Annotated in this window: 16 protein-coding genes; 11 read left to right on the top strand and 5 right to left on the bottom strand. The window is 66.1% G+C overall.

The annotated features are described in order from the left end of the window. Window positions 1–4 precede the first annotated feature (4 nt). The 6 genes from ACPUD7_RS06965 to manA all read left to right on the top strand — a co-directional run bounded on the left by ACPUD7_RS06965 (window position 5) and on the right by manA (window position 9,537). A complete protein-coding gene (locus ACPUD7_RS06965) occupies window positions 5–1,207 on the top strand; it encodes a 5-(carboxyamino)imidazole ribonucleotide synthase (protein WP_135538106.1) in 1,203 nt (400 codons plus the stop codon). A gap of 104 nt (window positions 1,208–1,311) precedes the next feature. Next, complete coding sequence (gene purE / locus ACPUD7_RS06960; RefSeq protein WP_135538108.1) at window positions 1,312–1,836, top strand: 5-(carboxyamino)imidazole ribonucleotide mutase; 525 nt, start codon at window positions 1,312–1,314, stop codon at window positions 1,834–1,836. A 37-nt stretch (window positions 1,837–1,873) separates the two neighbouring features. Next, window positions 1,874–3,022, top strand: a complete 1,149-nt coding sequence (locus ACPUD7_RS06955) for an acyl-CoA dehydrogenase family protein (RefSeq protein ID WP_135538110.1) — start codon at window positions 1,874–1,876, stop codon at window positions 3,020–3,022. Between the two features lie 304 nt (window positions 3,023–3,326). Beyond that, window positions 3,327–4,847, top strand: a complete 1,521-nt coding sequence (locus ACPUD7_RS06950; protein ID WP_135538112.1) for an LCP family protein — start codon at window positions 3,327–3,329, stop codon at window positions 4,845–4,847. A 262-nt stretch (window positions 4,848–5,109) separates the two neighbouring features. Continuing rightward, complete coding sequence (locus ACPUD7_RS06945) at window positions 5,110–7,902, top strand: NlpC/P60 family protein (protein ID WP_425119475.1); 2,793 nt, start codon at window positions 5,110–5,112, stop codon at window positions 7,900–7,902. Between the two features lie 285 nt (window positions 7,903–8,187). After that, entirely contained in the window at window positions 8,188–9,537 is a 1,350-nt protein-coding gene (gene manA, locus ACPUD7_RS06940) for a mannose-6-phosphate isomerase, class I (RefSeq protein ID WP_135538114.1), read from the top strand. 360 nt (window positions 9,538–9,897) lie between these two features. Here manA and ACPUD7_RS06935 read toward each other — a convergent pair whose 3' ends face one another. The 4 genes from ACPUD7_RS06935 to ACPUD7_RS06920 form a co-directional block, all read right to left on the bottom strand. Continuing rightward, window positions 9,898–10,560, bottom strand: coding sequence for a CoA transferase subunit B (locus ACPUD7_RS06935; RefSeq protein WP_135538116.1), 663 nt, complete (start codon window positions 10,558–10,560; stop codon window positions 9,898–9,900). A gap of 12 nt (window positions 10,561–10,572) precedes the next feature. Beyond that, a complete protein-coding gene (locus ACPUD7_RS06930) occupies window positions 10,573–11,343 on the bottom strand; it encodes a CoA transferase subunit A (RefSeq protein WP_135538117.1) in 771 nt (256 codons plus the stop codon). Then, window positions 11,331–12,029 (bottom strand): hypothetical protein, encoded by a 699-nt coding sequence (locus ACPUD7_RS06925; protein ID WP_135538119.1) that lies wholly within the window; start codon window positions 12,027–12,029, stop codon window positions 11,331–11,333. The genes ACPUD7_RS06930 and ACPUD7_RS06925 overlap by 13 nt, the downstream gene beginning before the upstream one ends. Window positions 12,030–12,117: 88 nt before the next feature. Continuing rightward, window positions 12,118–13,245, bottom strand: a complete 1,128-nt coding sequence (locus ACPUD7_RS06920) for a coenzyme F420-0:L-glutamate ligase (RefSeq protein WP_135538121.1) — start codon at window positions 13,243–13,245, stop codon at window positions 12,118–12,120. Window positions 13,246–13,782: 537 nt separating this feature from the next. Between ACPUD7_RS06920 and ACPUD7_RS06915 the strand changes: the two genes are divergently transcribed. The 3 genes from ACPUD7_RS06915 to ACPUD7_RS06905 are packed head-to-tail and all read left to right on the top strand — an operon-like array spanning window position 13,783 to window position 18,661. After that, window positions 13,783–14,034, top strand: a complete 252-nt coding sequence (locus tag ACPUD7_RS06915) for a WhiB family transcriptional regulator (RefSeq protein WP_167200753.1) — start codon at window positions 13,783–13,785, stop codon at window positions 14,032–14,034. Then, window positions 14,031–17,207: a glycosyltransferase family 2 protein gene (locus tag ACPUD7_RS06910; RefSeq protein WP_135538123.1), complete on the top strand. Its 3,177-nt coding sequence runs from the start codon at window positions 14,031–14,033 to the stop codon at window positions 17,205–17,207. Before ACPUD7_RS06915 ends, ACPUD7_RS06910 begins: the two co-directional genes overlap by 4 nt. Continuing rightward, complete coding sequence (locus ACPUD7_RS06905) at window positions 17,204–18,661, top strand: DUF5719 family protein (RefSeq protein ID WP_135538125.1); 1,458 nt, start codon at window positions 17,204–17,206, stop codon at window positions 18,659–18,661. Before ACPUD7_RS06910 ends, ACPUD7_RS06905 begins: the two co-directional genes overlap by 4 nt. 68 nt (window positions 18,662–18,729) lie before the next feature. Here the strand turns inward: ACPUD7_RS06905 and ACPUD7_RS06900 are convergent, their stop codons facing one another. Continuing rightward, complete coding sequence (locus ACPUD7_RS06900) at window positions 18,730–19,092, bottom strand: hypothetical protein (RefSeq protein WP_135538127.1); 363 nt, start codon at window positions 19,090–19,092, stop codon at window positions 18,730–18,732. Between the two features lie 88 nt (window positions 19,093–19,180). Here ACPUD7_RS06900 and ACPUD7_RS06895 point away from each other — a divergent pair, with 88 nt between their 5' ends. After that, entirely contained in the window at window positions 19,181–19,537 is a 357-nt protein-coding gene (locus ACPUD7_RS06895; protein ID WP_135538407.1) for a DUF3499 domain-containing protein, read from the top strand. Next, entirely contained in the window at window positions 19,534–21,024 is a 1,491-nt protein-coding gene (gene manB, locus ACPUD7_RS06890; RefSeq protein WP_135538129.1) for a phosphomannomutase/phosphoglucomutase, read from the top strand. The genes ACPUD7_RS06895 and manB overlap by 4 nt, the downstream gene beginning before the upstream one ends. Window positions 21,025–21,088: the final 64 nt, after the last annotated feature.

The following is a 21,088-nucleotide window of genomic DNA, read 5'->3' as shown; positions in this document are numbered from 1 at the left end:
TAGGATGACAGACGTGACTTTTCCTCGAATCGGTGTCATCGGCGGCGGCCAGCTGGCACGCATGCTCGCCCCCGCCGCAGAAGCCCTCGGTGTCCGCTTCTCCGTCCTCGCGGAGACCGCCGATGCCCCCGCCACCCAGGTCATCAATGAGGTGAGCGTCGGCGACTACACGGACTATCCGACGCTCAAGGCCTTCGCCGAGACCGTCGATGTCGTGACCTTCGATCACGAGCACGTCCCGCCCGAGCATCTCGAAGACCTCGTCGAGGCCGGCCATGCCGTGCGCCCGGGACCGCAGGCGCTCATCTTCGCACAGGACAAGATCCGGATGCGCACGAAGATGGACGAGCTGGGACTGCCGAACCCGGCCTGGGCAGACATCACCTCGGAGGCCGATATCGCGGCCTTCGCCGATCGCGTCGGCTATCCTTTCGTCCTCAAGACGCCGCGCGGCGGCTACGACGGCAAAGGCGTCCGCGTCATCGAGAGCTTCACAGAAGCCTCCGAGTGGCTCGCCGAAGTCGGGCAGCTGCTGGCCGAAGAGAAGGTCGACTTCGCCCGTGAGCTCGCCGTCATGGTCGGACGCTCCCCGATGGGCCAGACCGCCGTGTGGCCGGTCGTCGAGACCTGGCAGCAGAACGGCGTCTGCAAAGAGGCCCTCGCCCCGGCACCCGACCTGTCGGCAGAGAAGTCCCGGGCCATCACCGAGGCGATCCTCACCGTCGCCGGAACCCTCGAGGTCACCGGTGTGATGGCGATGGAGATGTTCGAGACCGCCGATGGATTCCTCATCAACGAGTTCGCGATGCGCCCCCACAACACCGGGCACTGGACCCAGGACGGGTCGGTGACCAGCCAGTTCGAGCAGCATCTGCGTGCCGTCCTCGATCTGCCGTTGGGCAGCCCCGCGGCCAGAGAAGACGTGTCTGCGATGGTCAACATCCTCGGTGCCGAGCACGAGGACCTCTACCAGCCGTACCTGCACGTCATGGCCCACGATCCGGCGGTCAAGGTCCACCTCTACGGCAAGAGCGTGCGTCCGGGCCGCAAGGTCGGCCACGTCAACGCCTACGGTGACGACCGCGAGCTCGTGCTCGCTCGGGCCCGCCATGCCGCTGACTTCATCGCCGGGGTCGATGTCGACCCGCACCCGCGGATGCCCACCCCGGAGAATCTCCTGGCCGACCGGGAGTCGAGCACGGGCTGAAACCCAACCGGCTGTCACCGACCTGCTGCCGAACCACATCGGCAACCGCCGATCCGGACGGCAGCGAACGAGATCCCGCACCGCCTGCGACGAAGGAAGCACAGATGACCACAGCACACGACTCCACAGCAACAGCGGCTCCGGTCGGAATCGTCATGGGCTCGGATTCAGACTGGCCGACGATGAAGGCCGCCGCCGAGGCACTCGACGGACTCGGCATCGCCTCGAGTGCCGAGGTCGTCTCCGCCCACCGCATGCCCGAAGACATGGTGGCCTGGGCGAAGTCCGCGGCCGACCGAGGCGTACGTGTCATCATCGCCGGAGCCGGGGGAGCGGCCCACCTGCCGGGCATGATCGCATCGATGACCTCTCTGCCGGTCATCGGCGTTCCCGTGCCGCTGAAATACCTCGACGGAATGGACTCCCTGCTGTCGATCGTGCAGATGCCCGGGGGAGTGCCCGTGGCGACCGTGTCGATCGGCGGAGCGAAGAATGCGGGCCTGCTCGCCGCACGCATCCTCGGCGCGGGAGACGGCGACGAAGCCGCCGCTGTGCGGCAGCGTTTGGACGGCTACCGAGACGAACTGCGGCAGGTCGCTCTCGACAAGGGCCGGGCTCTGCAGGAATAATGGTGTTACTGAACGTCCGATAAGCATTAGGAGAAGAATGTTCGACCTCTACCAGCCCAGCGAAGAGCATGAAGAGATCCGTGCGGCCGTACGCGATATCGTCGAGAAGAGGATCACGCCGTTCGCGGCGGAGGTCGATGCGGATTCCCGCTACCCGCGAGAAGCTCATGAGGCGCTGGTCGAGACCGACTTCTTCGCCGCCCACATTCCCGAAGAATACGGCGGAATGGGTGCCGACGCGCTGGCCGTGGCGATCATCATCGAAGAGGTGGCCCGAGGCTGCGCCTCGTCTTCGCTCATCCCGGCCGTGAACAAGCTCGGCAGCATGCCCGTCCAGCTCGGCGGCAGCGAAGAGATCAAGAAGAAGTACTTCCCCTCGGTCGCCTCCGGCGAGGCCGGCTTCTCCTACGGCCTGTCCGAGCGGGAGGCGGGCTCGGACACCGCATCGATGAAGACTCGCGCCGTCGCCGACGGTGACGACTGGATCCTCAACGGAGTGAAGACCTGGATCACGAACGCCGGGGAATCCGACTACTACACGGTCATGGCCGTGACCGACCCCGACGGCGCCCGCGGTCGCAACATCTCGGCCTTCGTCGTCGAGAAATCGGATGAGGGCTTCACCTTCGGCGAGAAGGAACGCAAGCTCGGCATCAAGGGTTCGCCCACTCGCGAACTGCTCTTCGACAACGTCCGGCTGCCGGGGGACCGGATCGTCGGACAGCCCGGAGAGGGCCTGAAGATTGCGCTGCGCACCCTCGACCACACCCGTGTGACGATCGCCGCTCAGGCTGTCGGCATCGCCCAGGGCGCGCTCGACTACGCGCTGTCCTACGTCAAGGAACGTCAGCAGTTCGGCAAGTCCATCGCCGATAACCAGGCCATCCAATTCATGCTCGCCGATATGGGCATGAAACTCGAAGCCGCCCGTCAGCTGACCTACACCGCGGCCGCCAAGAGCGAACGCGGCGATGACGACCTCACCTACTTCGGGGCGGCGGCGAAGGCCTACGCCTCGGATGCGGCCATGGAGATCACCACGGACGCCGTGCAGCTGCTCGGCGGCGCCGGCTACGTCGTCGACCACCCGGTCGAGCGGATGATGCGCGATGCGAAGATCACCCAGATCTACGAGGGCACGAACCAGATCCAGCGGATGGTGATGGGACGCCAGCTCCTGCGCTGAGCCTTCAGCCCGCGTGCGAACCCCGGCGAGGGTGCTGCGACTCGACGAAGATGGTCGGGACGCAGCACCCTCGCCGTCGTCTGTGAAGAATCGCACAGCAGCGCAATCCGACATGCACGGCGCGGATTTGCCGGAATCCACGGCCCGCAGGCGACACAATGGATGAACACAGTGGACTCTGAAGAACGTTTGGCACAGTTGTCTTCGCCGCACGTCCGGTCAGAGACCGTGTCGCTCGTCGTCGAGGCGCGTGCGACTGTGTGCCGGAAGCCGTGAAGACCGCCGAGGAGACGAAGGGAAGGCAGTGGCCGAAACGAGATACGTGGACCCGATCCGCTACCCTTCGTACGCCTCGCAGTCCACACGGGATGTGCGGGCCTGGCTGCTGCTCCTCGTCACCGTCGTCGTCCCCGGCGGCGTCCAGCTGCTGTTCGGACATCGTCGGTGGGCGAAGATCTCCCTGTCGATCACCGCGATCAGCTGGGCTCTGGCCATCCTCGCCGGAGTCACCGTCCTCATCAACCGGACGTTCCTGTTCACCATCGGCACGAACCCCTTCATCCTCACCTTCCTCACGATCTGGGTTCCGGTCATCGCGATCAACTGGGCCGTGTGCCTGTTCGACTCCTTGCGCCGGATCCGACTCGTCACGATCTCGCAGAGGGCCCGCAAACGCTTCGTCGCGGCGTTCTGTGCTCTCCTCCTCATCGTCGTCGGCCCGCTGGCCTGGGGGACGTCGATGCTGAACTCTCAGCGCGGTCTCATGAGCGACCTCTTCGCCTCCGGCAAGGCCCTCAAACCCGTCGACGGCCGCTACAACATCCTGCTTCTGGGATCCGACGCCGGCAAGGGGCGCACGGGCATCCGTCCGGATTCTCTGTCGTTGGCCTCGATCGACGCGAAGACGGGCAAGACCGTGATCATCGGGCTGCCGCGCAATATGGAGAACGTGCCATTCACGGAGGATTCGCCGCTGCACAAGAAGTACCCGCAGGGGTACAACTGCGGCTCGGAGTGCCTGCTCAACGCCGTATTCCAGCAGGGCGAGCAGCACAAAGACGAATTCGACGACCCGGAGCAGGCCGGCGAGCAGGCAACGATGGACGCCGTATCCGCGATCACCGGGCTTGAGGTCCAGTACTACGCGATGATCAACCTCAAGGGATTCGAGCACCTCATCGACTCCCTCGGCGGAATCACTCTGGTCTCGGGCAAGCGGGTGCCGATCTCTTCGAAGGTCGACCGGAAGACGGGCCAGCACGGCCCGGTCAAAGGGTGGATCGAGCCGGGCAAGCAGAAGCTCGACGGATTCCACGCACTGTGGTTCGCCCGCTCCCGAGAGTTCTCCAGCGACTACGAGCGGATGATCCGGCAGCGCTGCGTGCAGACGGCCATGGTCAAGCAGCTCGATCCGGCTACGGTGCTCACTCGCTACCAGGCGATCGCCAAGGCCACTCCGGGGGCTGTGGCCACGAACATTCCGTCCTCCCAGGTGGACTCCTTCGTCGACTTGGCTCTCAAGGTGAAGTCGCAGAAGATTGAGTCCCTCGACCTCACTCCGCCGCGCGTGACACCGTCGAATCCGGACTTCGATGTGGCACGACAGCTCGTAGCCGATAGGATCGAGGAGGCGTCGAAGTCCTCGAAGGAGGACAAGGACGCATTCTCGGCTTCCGGAAGCGATCTGTCAGCTGCCGCCGGAGTCGATGCGGGACTCGATCCGAACCCCGGTTCCGGGCCGCAGCTGCTGGCACAGAGTGCCGGCGACAACTCTGCTGACAACGGCGATGAAGCCGACGCAAAGGCGATCTGCTACGTGCCGTGAGGCACCGGAAGCGGCTCGGGCGGCCGAACAATGACCGAAAACGTCCGGCCGACGACGATTCCGGGAAAAACTTTTGCTCGGTGTGTCCCTTGCCAATACTGGGAACCACACTCGTGTAATTAGAATATTCCGCTCTGTGGCTAGTCTGACACGCCGAAAATGTGTAACAATTTTGAGATGTTGGGGTTGCCCGCCGTACTGCCAACGGTGCAGGGGACCTCGAGGCCTGAACTTCCCTGTCTTCCTCGAAAAGGCTGTAACGATGAAATATCTATTGCCCACTGTCGCGGGCTGCGCTTCTGTCGCACTCGTCGGCACCTTAGCGGTCACGGCATCGACGGCCTCTGCGGCCACGACGTCGCCTGACGTGTCCAAAGAGGCGCTGAACGTCAGCGAAGAGGGACTCAACGTCCCCGGTGCCCGTGATTCCAGCGATTCCACCGCCACTGCCGCCAACCAGAGCGCCACGAGCAATCTGCCGAACATCTTCAAGTCGCAGACCGCTTTGGCCGGGACCAAGGTGCCGGAGTTCGTCAACGCATCCGCCTCGGCAGACACCGGGTCGGCCGTCAACGCCTCCGCTGCGACCGGGACGGTCAACACCACATCCGCCGGACTCGCCTCTGAATCCGACGAGACCGTGCCGTCCGAGGGTTCCTCCCCGTCCGAGACGGAGCAGACCCCTGCCAAGAAGTCCGAAGACTCCGAGGACGAGGGCGGGCAGGACTCCGCCGAGGAGTCGGAGGCCAAGGACGACGAAGACATCTCCGGCTCGGTCCGGCAGAAGACCGAAGACGGCGTGAACATCGCACTCATCTCTGATGTCCTCGATGTTCCGACGAAGAACCCGAGCCTCGTCGGGTTCACCTTCTCCGAGTCGAAGTCGAACATCCGCATTCAGATCCGCATCAAGCACGGATCCGAGTGGGGCAGCTGGGACACTCTCGACGAAGAGGAGCAGGACGAAGCCGAGAACAAGGGTTCGGAGCCGATGACGGTGACGGACGCCTCCGGAGTGCAGATGCGCATCCTCGGTGATTCCGCACCGAGTGACGCCGAGCTCGTCCTCGTCGATCCGAAGCGCGACTCCGGTGACGCACAGGCCGTCGCCGAGAACGCCCCCGTCGACCTCGAACAGCAGAACGCCGACGACGCGGAGACCTCCGATGCCGCGTCCGAGGAATCGACCGACGCCGAGGCGGCCGAGGCCGAGAACCTCAGCGACGTCTCCGGCGCGACCGTGGCCAACCAGAACTATGTGCCCGGTTCGTCGACGGTGTCCACCGTCGCGAAGAAGGTTGCGAAGCCGAAGATCGGTTCGCGCAGCTCCTGGGGTGCGAAAGCCTACCGGGGCAGCCCTGACTATGCCAGCGGGATCAAGCAGGCCGTGGTCCACCACACCTCCGGTTCGAACAGCTACTCAGCCGAGGACGTCCCGGGAATCATCCGCGGTATCCAGGCCTACCACCAGGACGGCCGTGGGTGGAGCGATATCGGCTACAACGTCGTCGCAGACAAGTACGGTCGCCTCTGGCACGCTCGCGGCGGTGACGTCTCGAAGGCCGTCATCGGCGCACACGTGGCCGGACACAACACCGGAACCTTCGGTATCTCCGTGCTGGGCACTTACAACAGCGCAGCTCCTCCGAAGAAGACCCGTGACGCCGTGGCTTCGGCCATCGCCTGGAAGTTCTCGCTCAACGGAATCTCCAAGGCGACGAAGTCGAACCTGGTCGGCCACCGTGACCTGGGCAGCACCGACTGCCCCGGTGATGCCTTCTACGCAAAGCTGGGCGAGGTCCGCTCAACGGTCAACTCGATCCTGAAGACCGGCGAACAGCCCAGCGACAAGAAGGACGACTCGAATAAGGACGATTCCAAGAAGGATGACTCCAAGAAGTCTGAGAAGCCGAAGACGAAGACTGCGATCGAGAAGTACGCCGAGAAGAACAAGCTCGGCAAGGCTGTCGGCAAGGAATACGCGGTCAAGGGCATCTCGGGTGCCAAGGCTCAGAAGTTCGAAAAGGGTGTCGTCTACTGGTCCAAGAAGACCGGCGCCTACCACCTGTCAGGAGCGATCGCCTCGTCGTACAAGGGCGACGCGGTCACCAACTTGGGGCTGCCCACCTCTGCGGAGAAGGGCGGCCTCAAGGACGGGGGTGTCGCACAGCGCTTCGAGAAGGGATCCTTCTACTGGTCGAAGGCCACCGGCGCCCACTACACCACCGGTGCGATCATGAAGTACTGGGGTGACAAGGGGACTGTCAAGGGCCACCTGGGCTACCCCAAGTCCGACGTGGTCTTCAAGGACGGTCGCGGCGAGCAGCTCTTCGAAGGTGCTCGACTGGTCTGGGCCGAAGGATACGGCACCACCGAATTCTCTCCCAAGGGTTCGATCGCCGGCGGAGTGACGGATGATAATGCTTCGGGCGACACGACACCGCCGGGAGACAAGTCCACCGATGGCGATTCGCCTGCAGACTCCGGGGAAGGTTCTGCAGACGACGAAGACTCGAAGGATGATGAGTCCAAGGACGATTCCACAAAGGATGACTCCAAGAAGGACGATTCGAAGAAGGACGACAAGTCCAAGGACGACTCCAAGAAGGACGACAAGTCCAAGGACGACTCCAAGAAGGACGATTCGAAGAAGAAGGACGACAAGAAGAAGGATAAGCCGACCAAGGCAGAGAAGATCGCGGCTCAGCGTGCGTCCGTGATCAAGGATGCCAAGGCCAACCTCGGTGTCAAGTACGTCTGGGGCGGCACCTCGCCGAAGTCCGGTTGGGACTGCTCGGGCTACACCCAGTACGTCTACGCCAAGAACGGCATCAAGCTGCCGCGCACGACCAGCCAGCAGCGCTCTGCGGGCAAGGAGATCCCCATCAAGGACGCGAAGGCAGGCGACCTGATCTGGATCCCCGGTCACATCGGAATCATCTCCGAGACCAAGGGGCAGATGTACGATGCGGGATCGACCCGGACGAACACCACGAAGCGCAGCTACAGCTGGATGCTCAACCGTGGAGCGAAGGTCATCCGCGTCATCGGCTGATCGACAGCCTCGCAGCGGGAATTCCAAGGCCCCACTGACAGTGCCCCCGCGGGGATCCGGTTCCGGAACCCCGCGGGGGCACTGTCAGGTTCTCCTGCGGATTCTTCTCGCCCTCTCAGCGGGCCGGATACGTCCTTGCAGGTGGCGGCGGTGAATAGTGTGTGACTTCGGCTGAACAGTCAGTGAAGTGCCGGGTCCGAACGCGCTGGTGACGCTATCGTGGACAGTGCACACCCGGAACAGCCGGATGTGGTTTCGACACCGATCCATCCAAGGGGGCCTCCAGTGCACCGCTTGCACAACACGGTCAAGAACTTCGAATGGGGCAGCACGGACGCGATTCCCGCGCTCCTGGGCACCGCCCCCGACGGCACCCCCTGCGCGGAATTGTGGCTGGGTGCCCATCCGATGAGTCCTTCCCGGCTCGATATACACCAGGATCGGACCCGCGCGGTCGACGAACGCCGCAGCCGCCTCGGCGGCATCGACTCGACTGGAACGGTGGCGACGGAGACCGCGCGCGAACTCGGCCCCAACCTCATCGAATACCTGGCTGGAGACCCCACGGGTCTGCTCGGGCAGGAATCCGTCGAGGCCTTCGGTGCTCGCCTCCCGTTCCTGCTCAAGGTGCTCTCGGCCCGGAAGGCACTGTCGATCCAGGTCCATCCTGACCGAGACCAGGCACGGGCCGGATTCGCCGCTGAAGAGGCCCACGGGCCGACACTGGATGCTCCCGAGCGCAACTACAAGGACGCCTCGGCGAAACCGGAACTCATCTATGCACTCACTGACTTCCACGCTCTCACCGGATTCCGTCCGCGCAAGGCTGTCCGAGCAACCTTCGAACGGATGCTCTGCCAGCCGCTGACGCCGCCTTCGCTGGACTTCCTCGGCAACGTCATCGGCGCGCTGAAGTCCCTCGGAGAGGGCCGAGCGCTCTCACACGCCGTCGAACTCGTCCTCGGCGATCCGCGGGCCGCAGGACTCGTCGACGAGGTGGCCGCGCACGGGATGGACGAACTGCCGGAACGGCACGTGAGCCGACTCGGCAGCGCCGTCGACCCGGCGCAGACCTTCTGCGAGCTCGTCGACGACTACCCGCACGACCCCGGTGTGCTCGTGGGGCTCATGCTCAACCGTGTGCATCTGCAGCCGGGGGAGGCGCTGGCTATGGAGGCCGGGGTGCTGCATGCCTACCTGTTCGGCACCGGCATCGAGATCATGGCCTCGAGCGACAATGTGCTGCGCGGGGGTCTGACCTCGAAGCACGTCGATATCGCGGAACTGACGAAGGTCGCTGACTTCCGCGCGGGCAGACCGCGCATGGTCGAACCCGACCGTGCCGGCGTCATGTTCGGAGCCACAGACGACTTCGCTCTGCAGGCGCTGCGTTGCCCCAGGCTGGCCACGCTCGAACGCCGCGGAGCCGCTATCGTGTTGTGCACCGCGGGAACGATCACGCTGAACTCGCTGGGCTCCTCGCTCACCCTCGAACGCGGCGAGAGTGCCTTCATCGCGGCCAACGAGCCGATGGTGACCGCCGACGGCCACGGCGACCTGTTCGTCGCCACCACCGGGCTCGCCCCCTCCGGACTCGCCCCCGCCGGACTCGCCCCCACCCCGTCTCTCGCCTGAGCGAAGCTATCTCACGCTCGTGACGCGCGGGGCTTCCTCCGGCTTGGCGCTCACAACGAGAAGTGGTCACGTTCGGATACCAGAACCGAGATTCCGTATCCGAACGTGACCACTTCTCTGTTGTTGGGCGTCTCTGTCGCTGGGGAGGCTCGCCTGCTGTCACCGAGAAACGGGTCGCGTGCCGAAACGCGGGTGTACACGGTATGTGTCAACCCGTTTCTCGGCACGCGACCCGTTATTCGGCGAGCGGCCCGGCGCTACTTGGTCAGCGGCCCGGCGCGTTTCAGTCAGCGGCCCGGCGCTACTCGGCCAGCGGCCTGGCGCTACTCGGTCAGCGGCCTGCCGGACATCCGGAGATGCTCAGGCGGCGACCTCGATAGTGGGCACGTCGTCGGGGACGATCACCTCTGCGGCGGTCTTCTCCTTGACCTCATCGACGGTGACGCCCGGAGCGAGTTCGACGAGGGTGAAGGAATCACCGGAGACGTCGAGGACCGCGATATCGGTGACGATGCGCGAGACCACGCCCTTGCCGGTCAGCGGCAGGTCGCAGGACTTGAGCAGCTTGTGCGATCCGTCCTTGGCCACATGGTCCATGATGACGATGACGCGCTGAGCACCGTGGACGAGGTCCATCGCACCGCCCATGCCCTTGACCATCTTGCCCGGGATCATCCAGTTCGCGATGTCGCCGTTGACGGCGACTTGCATCGCGCCGAGGATTGCGGCGTTGATCTTGCCTCCGCGGATCATGCCGAAGCTCGCAGCGGAGTCGAAGTAGGCCGCGCCCGGGTTCATGGTGACGATCTCCTTGCCCGCGTTGATGAGGTCGGGATCGATCTCGTCCTCGGTCGGGTAGGGGCCGACGCCGAGCAGGCCGTTTTCGGACTGGAGCACGAGGTGGACACCCTCGGGCAGGAAGTTCGGAACCAGGGTCGGCATGCCGATGCCGAGGTTGACGTAGCTGCCGTCTTCGAGTTCCTGGGCGGCACGGGCCGCCATCTGATTGCGTGTCAATGACATTGCTGTGTCTCCTCAGGCTTCTCGTACGGTGCGCTTCTCGATGGGCTTGTCAGCCACCTGTTCGGGCGTCAACGGCACCACACGGTGGACGAAGACCCCGGGCACGTGGACATCATCCGGATCGATCTCGCCGGGTTCGACGAGCTTCTCGACCTCGGCGATGGTGACGCGTGCGGACTGGGCCGCCGGGGGATTGAAGTTGCGGGCGGAGGAATGGAACACGAGGTTGCCGTGACGGTCGCCGACCGCGGCGCGCACGAGGGCGTAGTCGGGCGCCAGCGACTCTTCGAGGACGTATTCCTTCTCTTCGCCGAAGGTGTCGAAGACCTTCGTCTCCTTCGCAGGAGACTTCTTGACGACATTGCCCTCGGAGTCGTACTTCCATGGCATTCCGCCCTCAGCGACCTGCGTGCCGGCACCGGTGATGGTGTAGAAGCCCGGGATGCCGGCGCCTCCGGAACGCAGCTTCTCCGCCAGTGTGCCCTGCGGGGTGAGTTCGACCTCGAGTTCTCCCGAGAGGTACTGACGGGCGAATTCCTTGTTCTCACCGACGTAGGAGGCGATGATGCGGCGGAGGCGTCCGTCGGCGAGCAGAATGCCCAGACCGCGACCATCGACACCTGCGTTGTTCGAGATCACCTCGAGGTCTTTGGCACCCTGGTCCTGCAGCGCACGGATGAGGAATTCGGGTACGCCCACGACACCGAAGCCGCCTACGGCGATCGATGATCCATCTGCAATGTCGGCCACCGCTTCTGCGGGGCTATCAACTACTTTGTCCATGTGCCCAGTGTGCCATGAAGCACTCCGAGGCCGTGGGCCAGGTCCGTCATACGAGCATCGTCGACACTGCTGGTGAGGAGGAGTTCACCACCGCCGAGGAGATGCTGCAGCAGCCGCGGCCACTCATCGGGCCGTGGGGTCGAGTTCGACGCCAGCAGACCCTGCGGTCTGCCGCCGACAGGAGCCGCCTGCTCTGCTCCCGCCCAGTCGATGATCTGCCCGTCGACTTCGAGAGTGCCCGAGGCGTCGAGGCGACGTGAGGCGACATCGGGATAGGCCCGAATCGCCGAATTGACGTCGATGAAGTCCTCATCGACCGGCGTGCTCAGAGCCAGCGCCGGCGGGTTGAAGACGAAGACCTCTTCGGCATCGGCCACGGAACCAAGGTCCTCGTGGCCGAGCGGAACGAAGGCCATGAAGTCCTCCGTCGGCGGTTCTTCGCCGATGCAGACACGACCGCCGGCGAGGAGGACGCTGAGCAGCGCGACGAGTTCGCGCCAGTGCAGGCGTTGTGGAAGGGGCGCGAAGAGGGTGAAGTCGGGTCCGAGGTCATAGTCGCCGAAGAGTCCGACGCCCTTGTTGACCCAGTTCGCCACGACCGGCCCGGTGAGGTCGAGGCGGTCGTGGTCGGGTCCGCGCCAGATGAGGACCGGCCCGCCGGTGTTCGCAATGACTGTCAGATCCATATCCGTATCCATCCTTGAGTGTTGACAGTTGTGGCACGGCCGTCTCCGCCCGCCGAGGCGGCACCTGCGTAGGACAGGACCGTGCCGTTCAGGGGACGATGAGTCCGATGTCGATGGTCACTCCGCGCGGGAACGCGCCGAGTTCGCCGTCGACCCAGTGGTACCTGGTGGAGGCGCTGAGATCCTCGGCGAAGAGCGCCGTGTGGAGTCGCTCGACCAGTGACCCGAGTCCGACCATCGCTTCGAGCAGCGGGGGACCTCCCGACTGCGCTGTTGCCGGCGAATCCGAGGGGTTGAGGGTGATCCGCGAGCCCGCGCCTTCGATGCGCATCCGCCATGCCGCATGGCCGGGTGTCCGCGACTGCCCGGCGCGCACCAGTCGGATCGCACGTGAGACGCGCTCGAGGATGTCATCGCTGCTGTCCCCGGCGGGCGCCCCGCCGGGAAGTTCGGTGACGCCGAGGCTGCGCTGGACGGCTTCGACGTGTCCGTAGCGGAACCAGTCGTCGCCGAGCTCGCGCGACAGGGCCTTCGCTCCGTCGCGACCGTTGTCGAGGTACCCGCCGGCGCCGCGCACGAGAGCCATCGGCAGACCGCGGGAAGAGCCTTTGACGAGATCCGCGGCTGCCGCGATCTCATCGGCGATGGCTCGCACCGTCACAGTCTGGACGCGGCCGTCGTCGTCGGGGCGTCCGCGCTGATCGTCGAGCCCGGAGAAGCCGGACAGACCGAGGGCGATGTCGCCGACGCCGATCCTCCACGGTCGAGAGCTCGTGTCGGAGACGACGAGGCCGATGCGCACGGAGAACGCCTGCTCCACCCTCAGCCGCAGCCGGTCGGCCGAGCGATCGCTGTCGAGCGGGTGCATGATGACGGCGCCGGCAGAATTCGACTGGTCGAGTCCCGCCGCGGCCTGCACGGTGCCGGCCGGGGTGCGCACGACCTGGACGGTGGTGCCGGAACCATAGGAGCGTTCGGCGACGAGATGTGTGCCGGTGGCTGCGACGAGCTCTTCGAACTCGCTGCGATCGGCGACGGTGCGCAGACGGCCCTCGGCCTTGGACACGACCTTCGAGGCGACGACGAGGATGTCGCCGTCCTTGAGGTCGATGCGATTGCGTCGCAGGGCGTTGATGAGGATCGCGGCGAGGTCGGAACCCGGCGCGATGTCCTCCTCGACGGGAGGAGCGTAGACGGTGAGGAGTCGGTCATTCATGCTCGGCCGCCGGTGATTCCACTCTCATTCCTCCATAATCCCATCGACGGCGCGTTCTTTCTAAATTCTCCAGGTTTGCTCAGGCGGATCCCACAGGTTGTGCTGGGGCTCAAGGGCTCTCCCTACATATGGTGTTCCGGGCGCGTGTGCATGTGAACGTGTGTTCTATTCGGGTCTCAGGTGCTGTCCCAATACTCCATGAGGGCTTGACGGAGCGGTAATGACACGCGTGTAATTTATACCTAAAGGGGAACGCGCCGAGCATGGATCTCAGGATTCGACCGTACATCGGACTGATCGGCTCAGTCACGGTGAAGGACCTGCTCGAGCGTGAGAAAGGGGAAGACCGTGCAAAGCGCACAGAGAGAATGGCGGGAGAGAGAAGACTTCACCGCCGCACCGGGAGTCACCTCCCGCCGTGCCGAAGACTGGTTCATCGAACCGGGAGCACGTACACCCGAGACGCTGCCTGATCCGCTCGCCGTCGATCCGAGTGATCTGACGCCGCTGCAGCAGGACAACGCCGCGGTCTCGCCGCTGTCGTTGCTTCTCGGTGCCGCAGAAGACGGTGAACTGTCGTGGCAGGACCAGGCCCTCTGCGCCCAGACCGACCCGGAGGCGTTCTTTCCCGAGAAGGGAGGATCGACTCGCGAAGCCAAGCGTGTCTGTGCATCCTGCGACGTCCGTTCCGAATGCCTCGAATACGCTCTGGCCAACGATGAGCGTTTCGGCATCTGGGGCGGCATGTCCGAACGCGAACGCCGCCGGCTCAAGAAAAAGGTCGTGTGAGGCCAGCCGTCACTGTCGTTGTCACCTCCGGTGACGACGCCAGCAAGGTCGAGCTCGAAACAGCTCTGCGTCCGCTTTTCCCCGAGATCCCAGTCGTGGATCTCGGGGGACGGACGCTGACCGAGGCAACCGAGGATCCCGCTGTCGCGAACTCGGACTATCTGTGGTTCCTCACCCCCGACTGCCGACCGGAACCCGGCTGTCTCGATGAGCTGCTCGACGCCATCGGGGAAACCGAATCCATCGCCGCCGTGGGCCCGAAGCTCATGCGCGGCGATCGCATCGTCTCCGCCGGTGTGAGCACCACTCCGGCGGGGGAGCGCTTCAATCCCGTGGGCTCCGGCGAAATCGATCAGGGGCAGCGTGACAGCCGCACCGAAACGCTCGGCCTCGACCTGCCCGGCCTGCTCATGGCCACCGCCGAACTGACGCGCATCGGCGCCCCCTCTCGCGTCCTGGGTCCCGCATATCGCGGGATCGAATACTCCCGTCGGCTGCGTGATCTCGGGCGTCGTGTGCTGTTGGCCCCGGGAGCACGGATGGAGATCTCCGCCGAGGCGGCCGCTCAGCTCCGGTCCTCTCCCCAGCCCCCGGTTTCGAAGTTCCAGATCCGCACCGAACAGCGCTACCGACTCAGTCTCGCCGGTCAGGGTCAGGCTGCTCTGCTCTTCCTGCTCGCCTTCTCGAACTTCGGGCACATCCTCGGTGGGCTGCTGTCGAATAATTTCCGGTCCGCCGGTTGGTACCTCGGTGCCCTCTTCGGTCTGCCCGCGGACGCGAGGACCACGGCGCCGCTGCGCCGCGCCAATGCTCGGCGCAGCCGATCGGCCAAGCGCACCTCCACCTCCCACGTCGCCGCACTCTATGCCGATGCGGACGAACTGGCCGTCCAGCGTCGGTCGATGGGCGACGTGGACGATGACTCGCATCCAGCCGAGGTGCCCACCGGCGGGCCCGACGCCGATGCCGAGCTCAATCCGATCGGCGACACCGAAGAGGCCATCGACTCCTTCTCCCGACTCGAGATCTCCGGCGGTTCGAGTCTGCTGCGTGCGCCCCTGACCTATGTGGTTCTGGCCGCCGTGGTGATGAGCGGCTTCATCAGCTACCGGCTCTTCGGACCCGGCCACCTCGACGGCGGCGCCCTGGGGACCACGGATGTCGGCCTCGGTGAGATCTTCTCCCGCCTGCTCGGCCGTCACCTCGATGTCTCGACCGGCGCGGCAGCCCCTGCCGACCCCTACCACCTCGTCCTCGGGACTCTCTCACTCCTCTTCTTCGGCCATGTCGACATCATGGTCCGCACCCTGCTGCTCGCGGCGCCGATCCTCGCCGGGATCACCGCCTATGCCGGGGCCGGAAGCGTGCTCCCACGCCGCTGGGTACGCGGATTCGCCGCTCTGCTGTGGATCGCTTCACCGCTGTTCACCTCCGCTCTCTCAGACGGCCGCCTCGGTGTGGTGCTCGTCTGGATCTGCGCGCCGCTGCTGGCGCTGAGCCTGCGACGGAGTCTGCGCACGGGATCGATCGCGGCCGCGGCCGGCAGCGGACTGCTGCTCTTCGTCATCATCTCCGGCATCCCGCTGCTGCTGACCGTGGCGGTCCTCGGCACTGCGGTGCTGCTCGTGGCCGGGCGCGGGCTGCGCCATCTGTGGCTGCTGGCACCGACACTGTTCCTCGCCTGGCCCTGGCTGTGGGCTCTCGTGCGGGAGCCCGGAACGCAGCTGACCATGCCCGGACAGACCATAGCGGCCGAGACCGCGCCGACCTACCTGCTGGCCGTCGGATTCCCGGGACCGATCGACCTGTCCTGGTTGGCGGACCTCGCCGAACACTTCGGACTCGGCGGAATCAGCCCGGGAGCGCTCCAGCTGTGGGCACCCGTCCTCGTTCTCCCGATGCTCATCCTCGCCTTCTTCACTCTCATCGAGGCCAGGCTCGAACTCACTCGGCTGACCTGGGCGGTGGGACTCTACCTCGGCGGGCTCATCCTCGCCGCCATCCAGGTGCACCTGCCCGCACAGACCGGCCCATTCCATCTCATCGGCTCCTACCCGGCCGCCGGCCTGACCCTGATCAGCCTCGGGGCGATCCTGCTGCTGTCCCTGGGGGCCGATCGCACCTCGGCGAGTCGGACCGGCAGCGGACGGATGCCCATGCGCGGCCTCGTCGGCCTGGTCGCCGTCGCCTCCATCGGACTCATCGCCATCGGCGCCGGCCGGGCCGCGACCTCGCCCGAGGCCGTCACCGCCACCGAGGACAGCACCGTCCCGGCCCTGGCCGCCGACCGTGCCGAAGGGGACGCGAAGGCTCGCACCCTGCGCCTGGACAATGTCGACGGGGAGGTCCTCGCGACTCTGCTGTCGGCCGAGGACGGAACCGTGTTGGGCACCTCGACGGTGACCGCAGCTGAGACCGTCGGCGGATGGCCGTGGCAGCGACGCCCGCTGCCGATCCCTGACGACCAGGTGCTCGTGGCACAGGCGGCGGCCGCCCTGTCGGCCGACGACGCCGGAGACGTCAGCGATATCCTCGGCGAACTCGGCGCCGACTTCGTCCTCGTCGGCACCAACGCCGAGGGGCTGCAGAAATCCGTCTCGGTCGCGCAGGGGCTGATCGCCGTCGGGCCCACCGAATCCGGACAGCTGTGGCGAGTCGACAAGCCCTCCAGCGGGCGCTTCCTCATCCGCGATGCCGATGGACGGCTGAGCACCGCACCGATGCACGGCACCACCGCCGAGGTGCCCGCCGGTGAGGACGGACGCACACTGATCATCGCCGATGCCGCAGACGGGATCACCGCCCGTTCGAACGGCGAAGTGCTGCCGCAGCCGGAAAATTCCCAGGAGACCTGGGTGAGCGAATTCGATCTCCCCGCCTCCGGCGGCCGAGTCGAGCTCTCACTCAATTCGCCGGCCTATCCGGTCGGGGTCATCGCCGGCTGGGTGCTCGGTGCGCTGAGCATCATCGCAGCCATCCCCTTCGGCGGATCTCGCAGACACACCCGCGTGTCCAGCAGGCAGTCCGGCGCTGCGACCGGGCAGACGTGCCGGACGAGCCGGACGACCGAGCGGACGGGCCGGACGACCGGGCAGACGGGCCGGACGACCGAGCGGACGAGTCGGACGACCGAGCGCACCGACGGCCACGGCAGCAAGGAGACGAGCGCATGAAGAATCTGCGCAGCATCATGACCTTCGGGGCCATCGCCGTACCCGGAGTGCTCGTGGCCACGACCTCATTCCTCGCGCCAATGACCCCGGGCACCCTCGATCGCAGTCCGGAACAGGTGCGAATGCCCACCGCCGACACGCGCGTCGTGTGCCCCGGCCCTCTGCTCACCGACGGAACGGCCGAGGGCACGGACGCGGAGTTCGTCGACGATTCGAAGGTCTCGACGCGAGTCGTCGCCGCTTCGGCACCGATCGGGGCCGCGGACGGATCGACCTCCTCGGCGAGGCTGCAGGTCGCCGACCTCGGCGGCTCGGTCGACTTCGACAACCCTGCCGGGCAGGGTTTCGTCTCCGGCGACGACAGCATCGACTCGACGAAAGTCGTCACGGGATTCGCCCGCCCCGGCGCCCCCGCTCTCACCACCGGTCTCGAAACCGTCGAAGGCAGCTCCGGCGACCTCACCGGTCTGGCCACACTCACCTGCGCACAGGCCGCGAGCAGCTTTCGCATCCTCGCCGGCTCCGGTGCCACCGGCTCGAATTCGCAGCTGCTGCTGAGCAACCCCGGCGACGCTCCCGTCCAGGCTGAAGTCAAGCTCATGACCCCCGGTGGAGGCGCAGCCGAGCCGACCGAACTGAGCATCAAAGCCGGCGAACAGCGCGCCGTGCGTCTGGCCGGACTGGCAGGCGGAGCCGAAGCCCTGGCCGTCGATGTCACCGTCGACGGGGGAGTCCTTGCCGGCTCCGTGCAGGAGACCGTGCTCGACGGGCTCAAACCTCAGGGAATCGACCTTGCCGCAGCCGGCGCGGATGCCGACCGTGAGCAGGTGCTCACCGGCTTGAACGGCAAAGACGTCCGGGTGCGTGTGGCGAACCCGGGCAAGGGGCTGGCCGAGGTCGGACTCAAGGCCTTCGGCCCCGATGGCGAAATCGACATTCCCCGACAGTCGATGACCGTGGTCGGACACGGAGTCGCCGAAGCCGATCTCGGTGACCTCGAGGCCACGAGTCTCGTCATCGACGCCGATCAGCAGATCCAGGCGGGAGCATTCATCGGCCAGGACGGCAAGAAGGGCGCCAGCGATTTCGGCAGCGTCCAAGCCAGCGAATCCCTGGCCGAAACCCAGATCATGGCGCTGCCGCGCACCGGAGAGACCTCCCTGCACCTCTCACCCGGACAGGGGCGCGTGCAGGTGCAGGGCATGCTCGACAACGGTTCGCTGACCGACCCGCAGACGGTCGACCTCAACCCCACCGGAACGACGGTGGTCGACACCGGCACGGTCTCCGAGGAATCGGTGCGCGCTCTGGTCCTCAAGGGTTCCCAGGCCTCGGGCTCACGCGCCGAGGGAGTGCACGCCACCGCCGTCGTGACGACCGACGATGGAATCTCCACCGTCGCTCCGGCCCCGGCACCGACCGGTGTGGCCTACCGCGACATCCGCCTCGGCTGAGTCGGCTGCACGGTTCGGGCTGAAGCCGCTTCGGCTCCGAGTCTGTGGGGACCGCGCGGAGACGGCCGTCACGTACGGCGGAGGATATCGACCTGATCGGCGACCACCTCGGCGATGAGCGCGTCCCTGTTCTCTGTGCCGGCGTGATCTTCGATGACCCGTCGGTAGAGGACGATATGGGTCGCACGATTCGCCGTCGCCGGGAACACTCGACCGAAACTCGGCTCGGTCGAACTCGCCGGTGGAACCGCATCGACGGCCAGCACCACCTCGGCGAGGAGATCCGGTTCGCGGGTGCGCATCCGGGCGAATTCGGCGGCAGCGGCCTGGGCGAAGCTCTCGGCCCGACTCAGCTTGGCCGGTACCGCGGCCCGGTGCAGCGGGGAGCGCAGGCCCCGTCCGTGCCGGTCGCGATGTCGCCTCGATCTCATAGGACGCCATTCTACGTGCGAGGCCGCCGCGCCTGAGCGAATCGGTCGAATCCGGCGTGTAGAGTATTGGACTGTGTCAGCCGTGAGAATGTGTTCAAAAGTCAGCTGCTCGCGCCCCGCCGCCGCCACTATGACGTACGTGCACGCTGATGCGACCGTCGTCATCGGGCCGCTGGGCAGGCGCGCCGAGCCGGGTGCCCACGACCTGTGCGCCGAACATGCTGCCAAGCTGACCGCGCCCGTGGACTGGCAGCTCATCCGCATCGATTCCGGGCAGGCCCCGCCCGAGCGCAGTCGCGACGACCTCTTGGCCATCGCCGATGCTGTGAGGGAAGCCGCCGACCGTGCCGACCGGACCCCGGCCCGCGGCGAACAGACCGGCGCGAACGATTCCGCGCACTCCGGCCGCAAGCACGGACACCTGCGCATCATCGGCGACTCATGAGCCCCACCGGCTCGTCCTCGTCCGAAGCCTCGCCCGAGACACCGAACCCCGCTTCGAACGACGCGGGCCCGGCCCCGCACCGCACCGCCGCCCTCACCGCGGTCGTGGGCTCCTATGACATCCGCGGGCGCATCCCGGACGAGCTCGACGATGACGTCCTCTTCGCCCTCGGCTTCGCGACCGCAGCGACGATGGCCGAGCTCCACTCCACCACCGAGGTGGTCCTCGGACATGACATGCGCCCGAGCTCGCCCGGGTTCGCCCACGCCTTCGCCGCGGGAGTCGAAGCCGCCGGATTACGACCGATGCTGCTGGGACTGTGCTCGACCGACCAGCTCTACTTCGCTTCGGGGATCTTCGACATCCCCGGTGCGATGATCACTGCCAGCCACAACCCCGCCGACTACAACGGGATCAAGATCTGCGGCCCCCGCGCCGCCGGGGTCAGCCTCGCCTCCGGTCTGTCCCGAGTCAGGGAGCTCGCCGCCACGGCACCTCTCAACGATGGCCGTGCCGTCGCCGTCGACGAAGGGGCAGCGAAGACCATGCGCGAACAGTACGTCGCGCGGATGCGGGCACTGACCCGCATCGAAGAGGTCACGGGACTGAAGATTGTCCTCGACGCCGGCAACGGCATGGCCGGCCGGCTCCTCGGGGAGGTCTTCGGCACCGACGCGGGAGCCGCCTCGGTGCCCTTCGAGGTGATCGGGCTGTACACGGAACTCGACGGCACCTTCCCCAACCACGAAGCGAATCCGCTCAAGCCCGAGAACCTCGTCGACGCCGCCCACGCCATCGTCGAGACCGGGGCGGATCTCGGACTCGTCTTCGACGGCGATGCCGATCGCTGCTTCTTCATCGACGAGACAGGAGCGACGATGTCGGCTTCGGCCGTCGGCGCCCTCGTCGCCGAACGAGAGATCGCCCGCGCACGAGCTCAGGGCAACGAACAGCCCACCGTCATCCACAACCTCATCACCTCCCGCAGCGTGGCCGAGACGATCACGGCCGCCGGCGGGCGTGCCCTGCGCTCGAAGGTCGGACACTCCGGGATCAAGACCCTCATGCGCGAAACCGGAGCGGTCTTCGCCTGCGAACACTCCGCCCACTTCTACTTCGAGGAGTTCTTCGGCGCGGACTCAGGCATGCTCGCCGCCTGCCACCTCATCTCGGCCCTGGCCGAGTCCGGAGCACCCGCCTCCCGACTCGTGGACTCCTTCGACCGTTTCGCGCAGTCCGGGGAGATCAACTTCACCGTGGCCGACCCCGACGCCGTGCTCTCGGACTTCGCCGCACACGCCGGAGACTTCCCGGACAACACGGTCGACGACCTCGACGGCATCGGACTCCAAGGTCACGACTGGTGGGTCAACCTGCGCAAGTCGAACACCGAACCCCTCGTCCGGCTCAACGTCGAAGCCGCGGACGTCGCCCGGATGCAGGAACTGCGGGATCGGGTCAGCGACTTCGTCACCGCTCGCGCCTGACCGACCGGTTCTCTGTCCGCGGACCGGGCCGGGTGGGACAAGCCAGCTGTTCGGGCAATAGACT

Origin of the sequence: Brevibacterium sp. FAM 24630, from assembly GCF_049804075.1 — a bacterium.
Taxonomy (GTDB): Bacteria; Actinomycetota; Actinomycetes; order Actinomycetales; family Brevibacteriaceae; genus Brevibacterium.
This window is presented reverse-complemented; position numbering and strand designations above follow the sequence as displayed.

What these genes read in the sequence shown, in the direction of transcription:
- purE (WP_135538108.1), top strand. Translation starts at nt 1,312, where the DNA reads ATGACCACAGCACACGACTCCACAGCAACAGCGGCTCCGGTCGGAATC.
- ACPUD7_RS06935 (WP_135538116.1), bottom strand. Translation starts at nt 10,560, where the DNA reads ATGTCATTGACACGCAATCAGATGGCGGCCCGTGCCGCCCAGGAACTC.
- ACPUD7_RS06895 (WP_135538407.1), top strand. Translation starts at nt 19,181, where the DNA reads ATGTGTTCAAAAGTCAGCTGCTCGCGCCCCGCCGCCGCCACTATGACG.
- ACPUD7_RS06920 (WP_135538121.1), bottom strand. Translation starts at nt 13,245, where the DNA reads ATGAATGACCGACTCCTCACCGTCTACGCTCCTCCCGTCGAGGAGGAC.
- ACPUD7_RS06945 (WP_425119475.1), top strand. Translation starts at nt 5,110, where the DNA reads ATGAAATATCTATTGCCCACTGTCGCGGGCTGCGCTTCTGTCGCACTC.
- ACPUD7_RS06905 (WP_135538125.1), top strand. Translation starts at nt 17,204, where the DNA reads ATGAAGAATCTGCGCAGCATCATGACCTTCGGGGCCATCGCCGTACCC.
- ACPUD7_RS06930 (WP_135538117.1), bottom strand. Translation starts at nt 11,343, where the DNA reads ATGGACAAAGTAGTTGATAGCCCCGCAGAAGCGGTGGCCGACATTGCA.
- ACPUD7_RS06925 (WP_135538119.1), bottom strand. Translation starts at nt 12,029, where the DNA reads ATGGATCTGACAGTCATTGCGAACACCGGCGGGCCGGTCCTCATCTGG.
- ACPUD7_RS06900 (WP_135538127.1), bottom strand. Translation starts at nt 19,092, where the DNA reads ATGAGATCGAGGCGACATCGCGACCGGCACGGACGGGGCCTGCGCTCC.
- ACPUD7_RS06955 (WP_135538110.1), top strand. Translation starts at nt 1,874, where the DNA reads ATGTTCGACCTCTACCAGCCCAGCGAAGAGCATGAAGAGATCCGTGCG.
- manB (WP_135538129.1), top strand. Translation starts at nt 19,534, where the DNA reads ATGAGCCCCACCGGCTCGTCCTCGTCCGAAGCCTCGCCCGAGACACCG.
- ACPUD7_RS06965 (WP_135538106.1), top strand. Translation starts at nt 5, where the DNA reads ATGACAGACGTGACTTTTCCTCGAATCGGTGTCATCGGCGGCGGCCAG.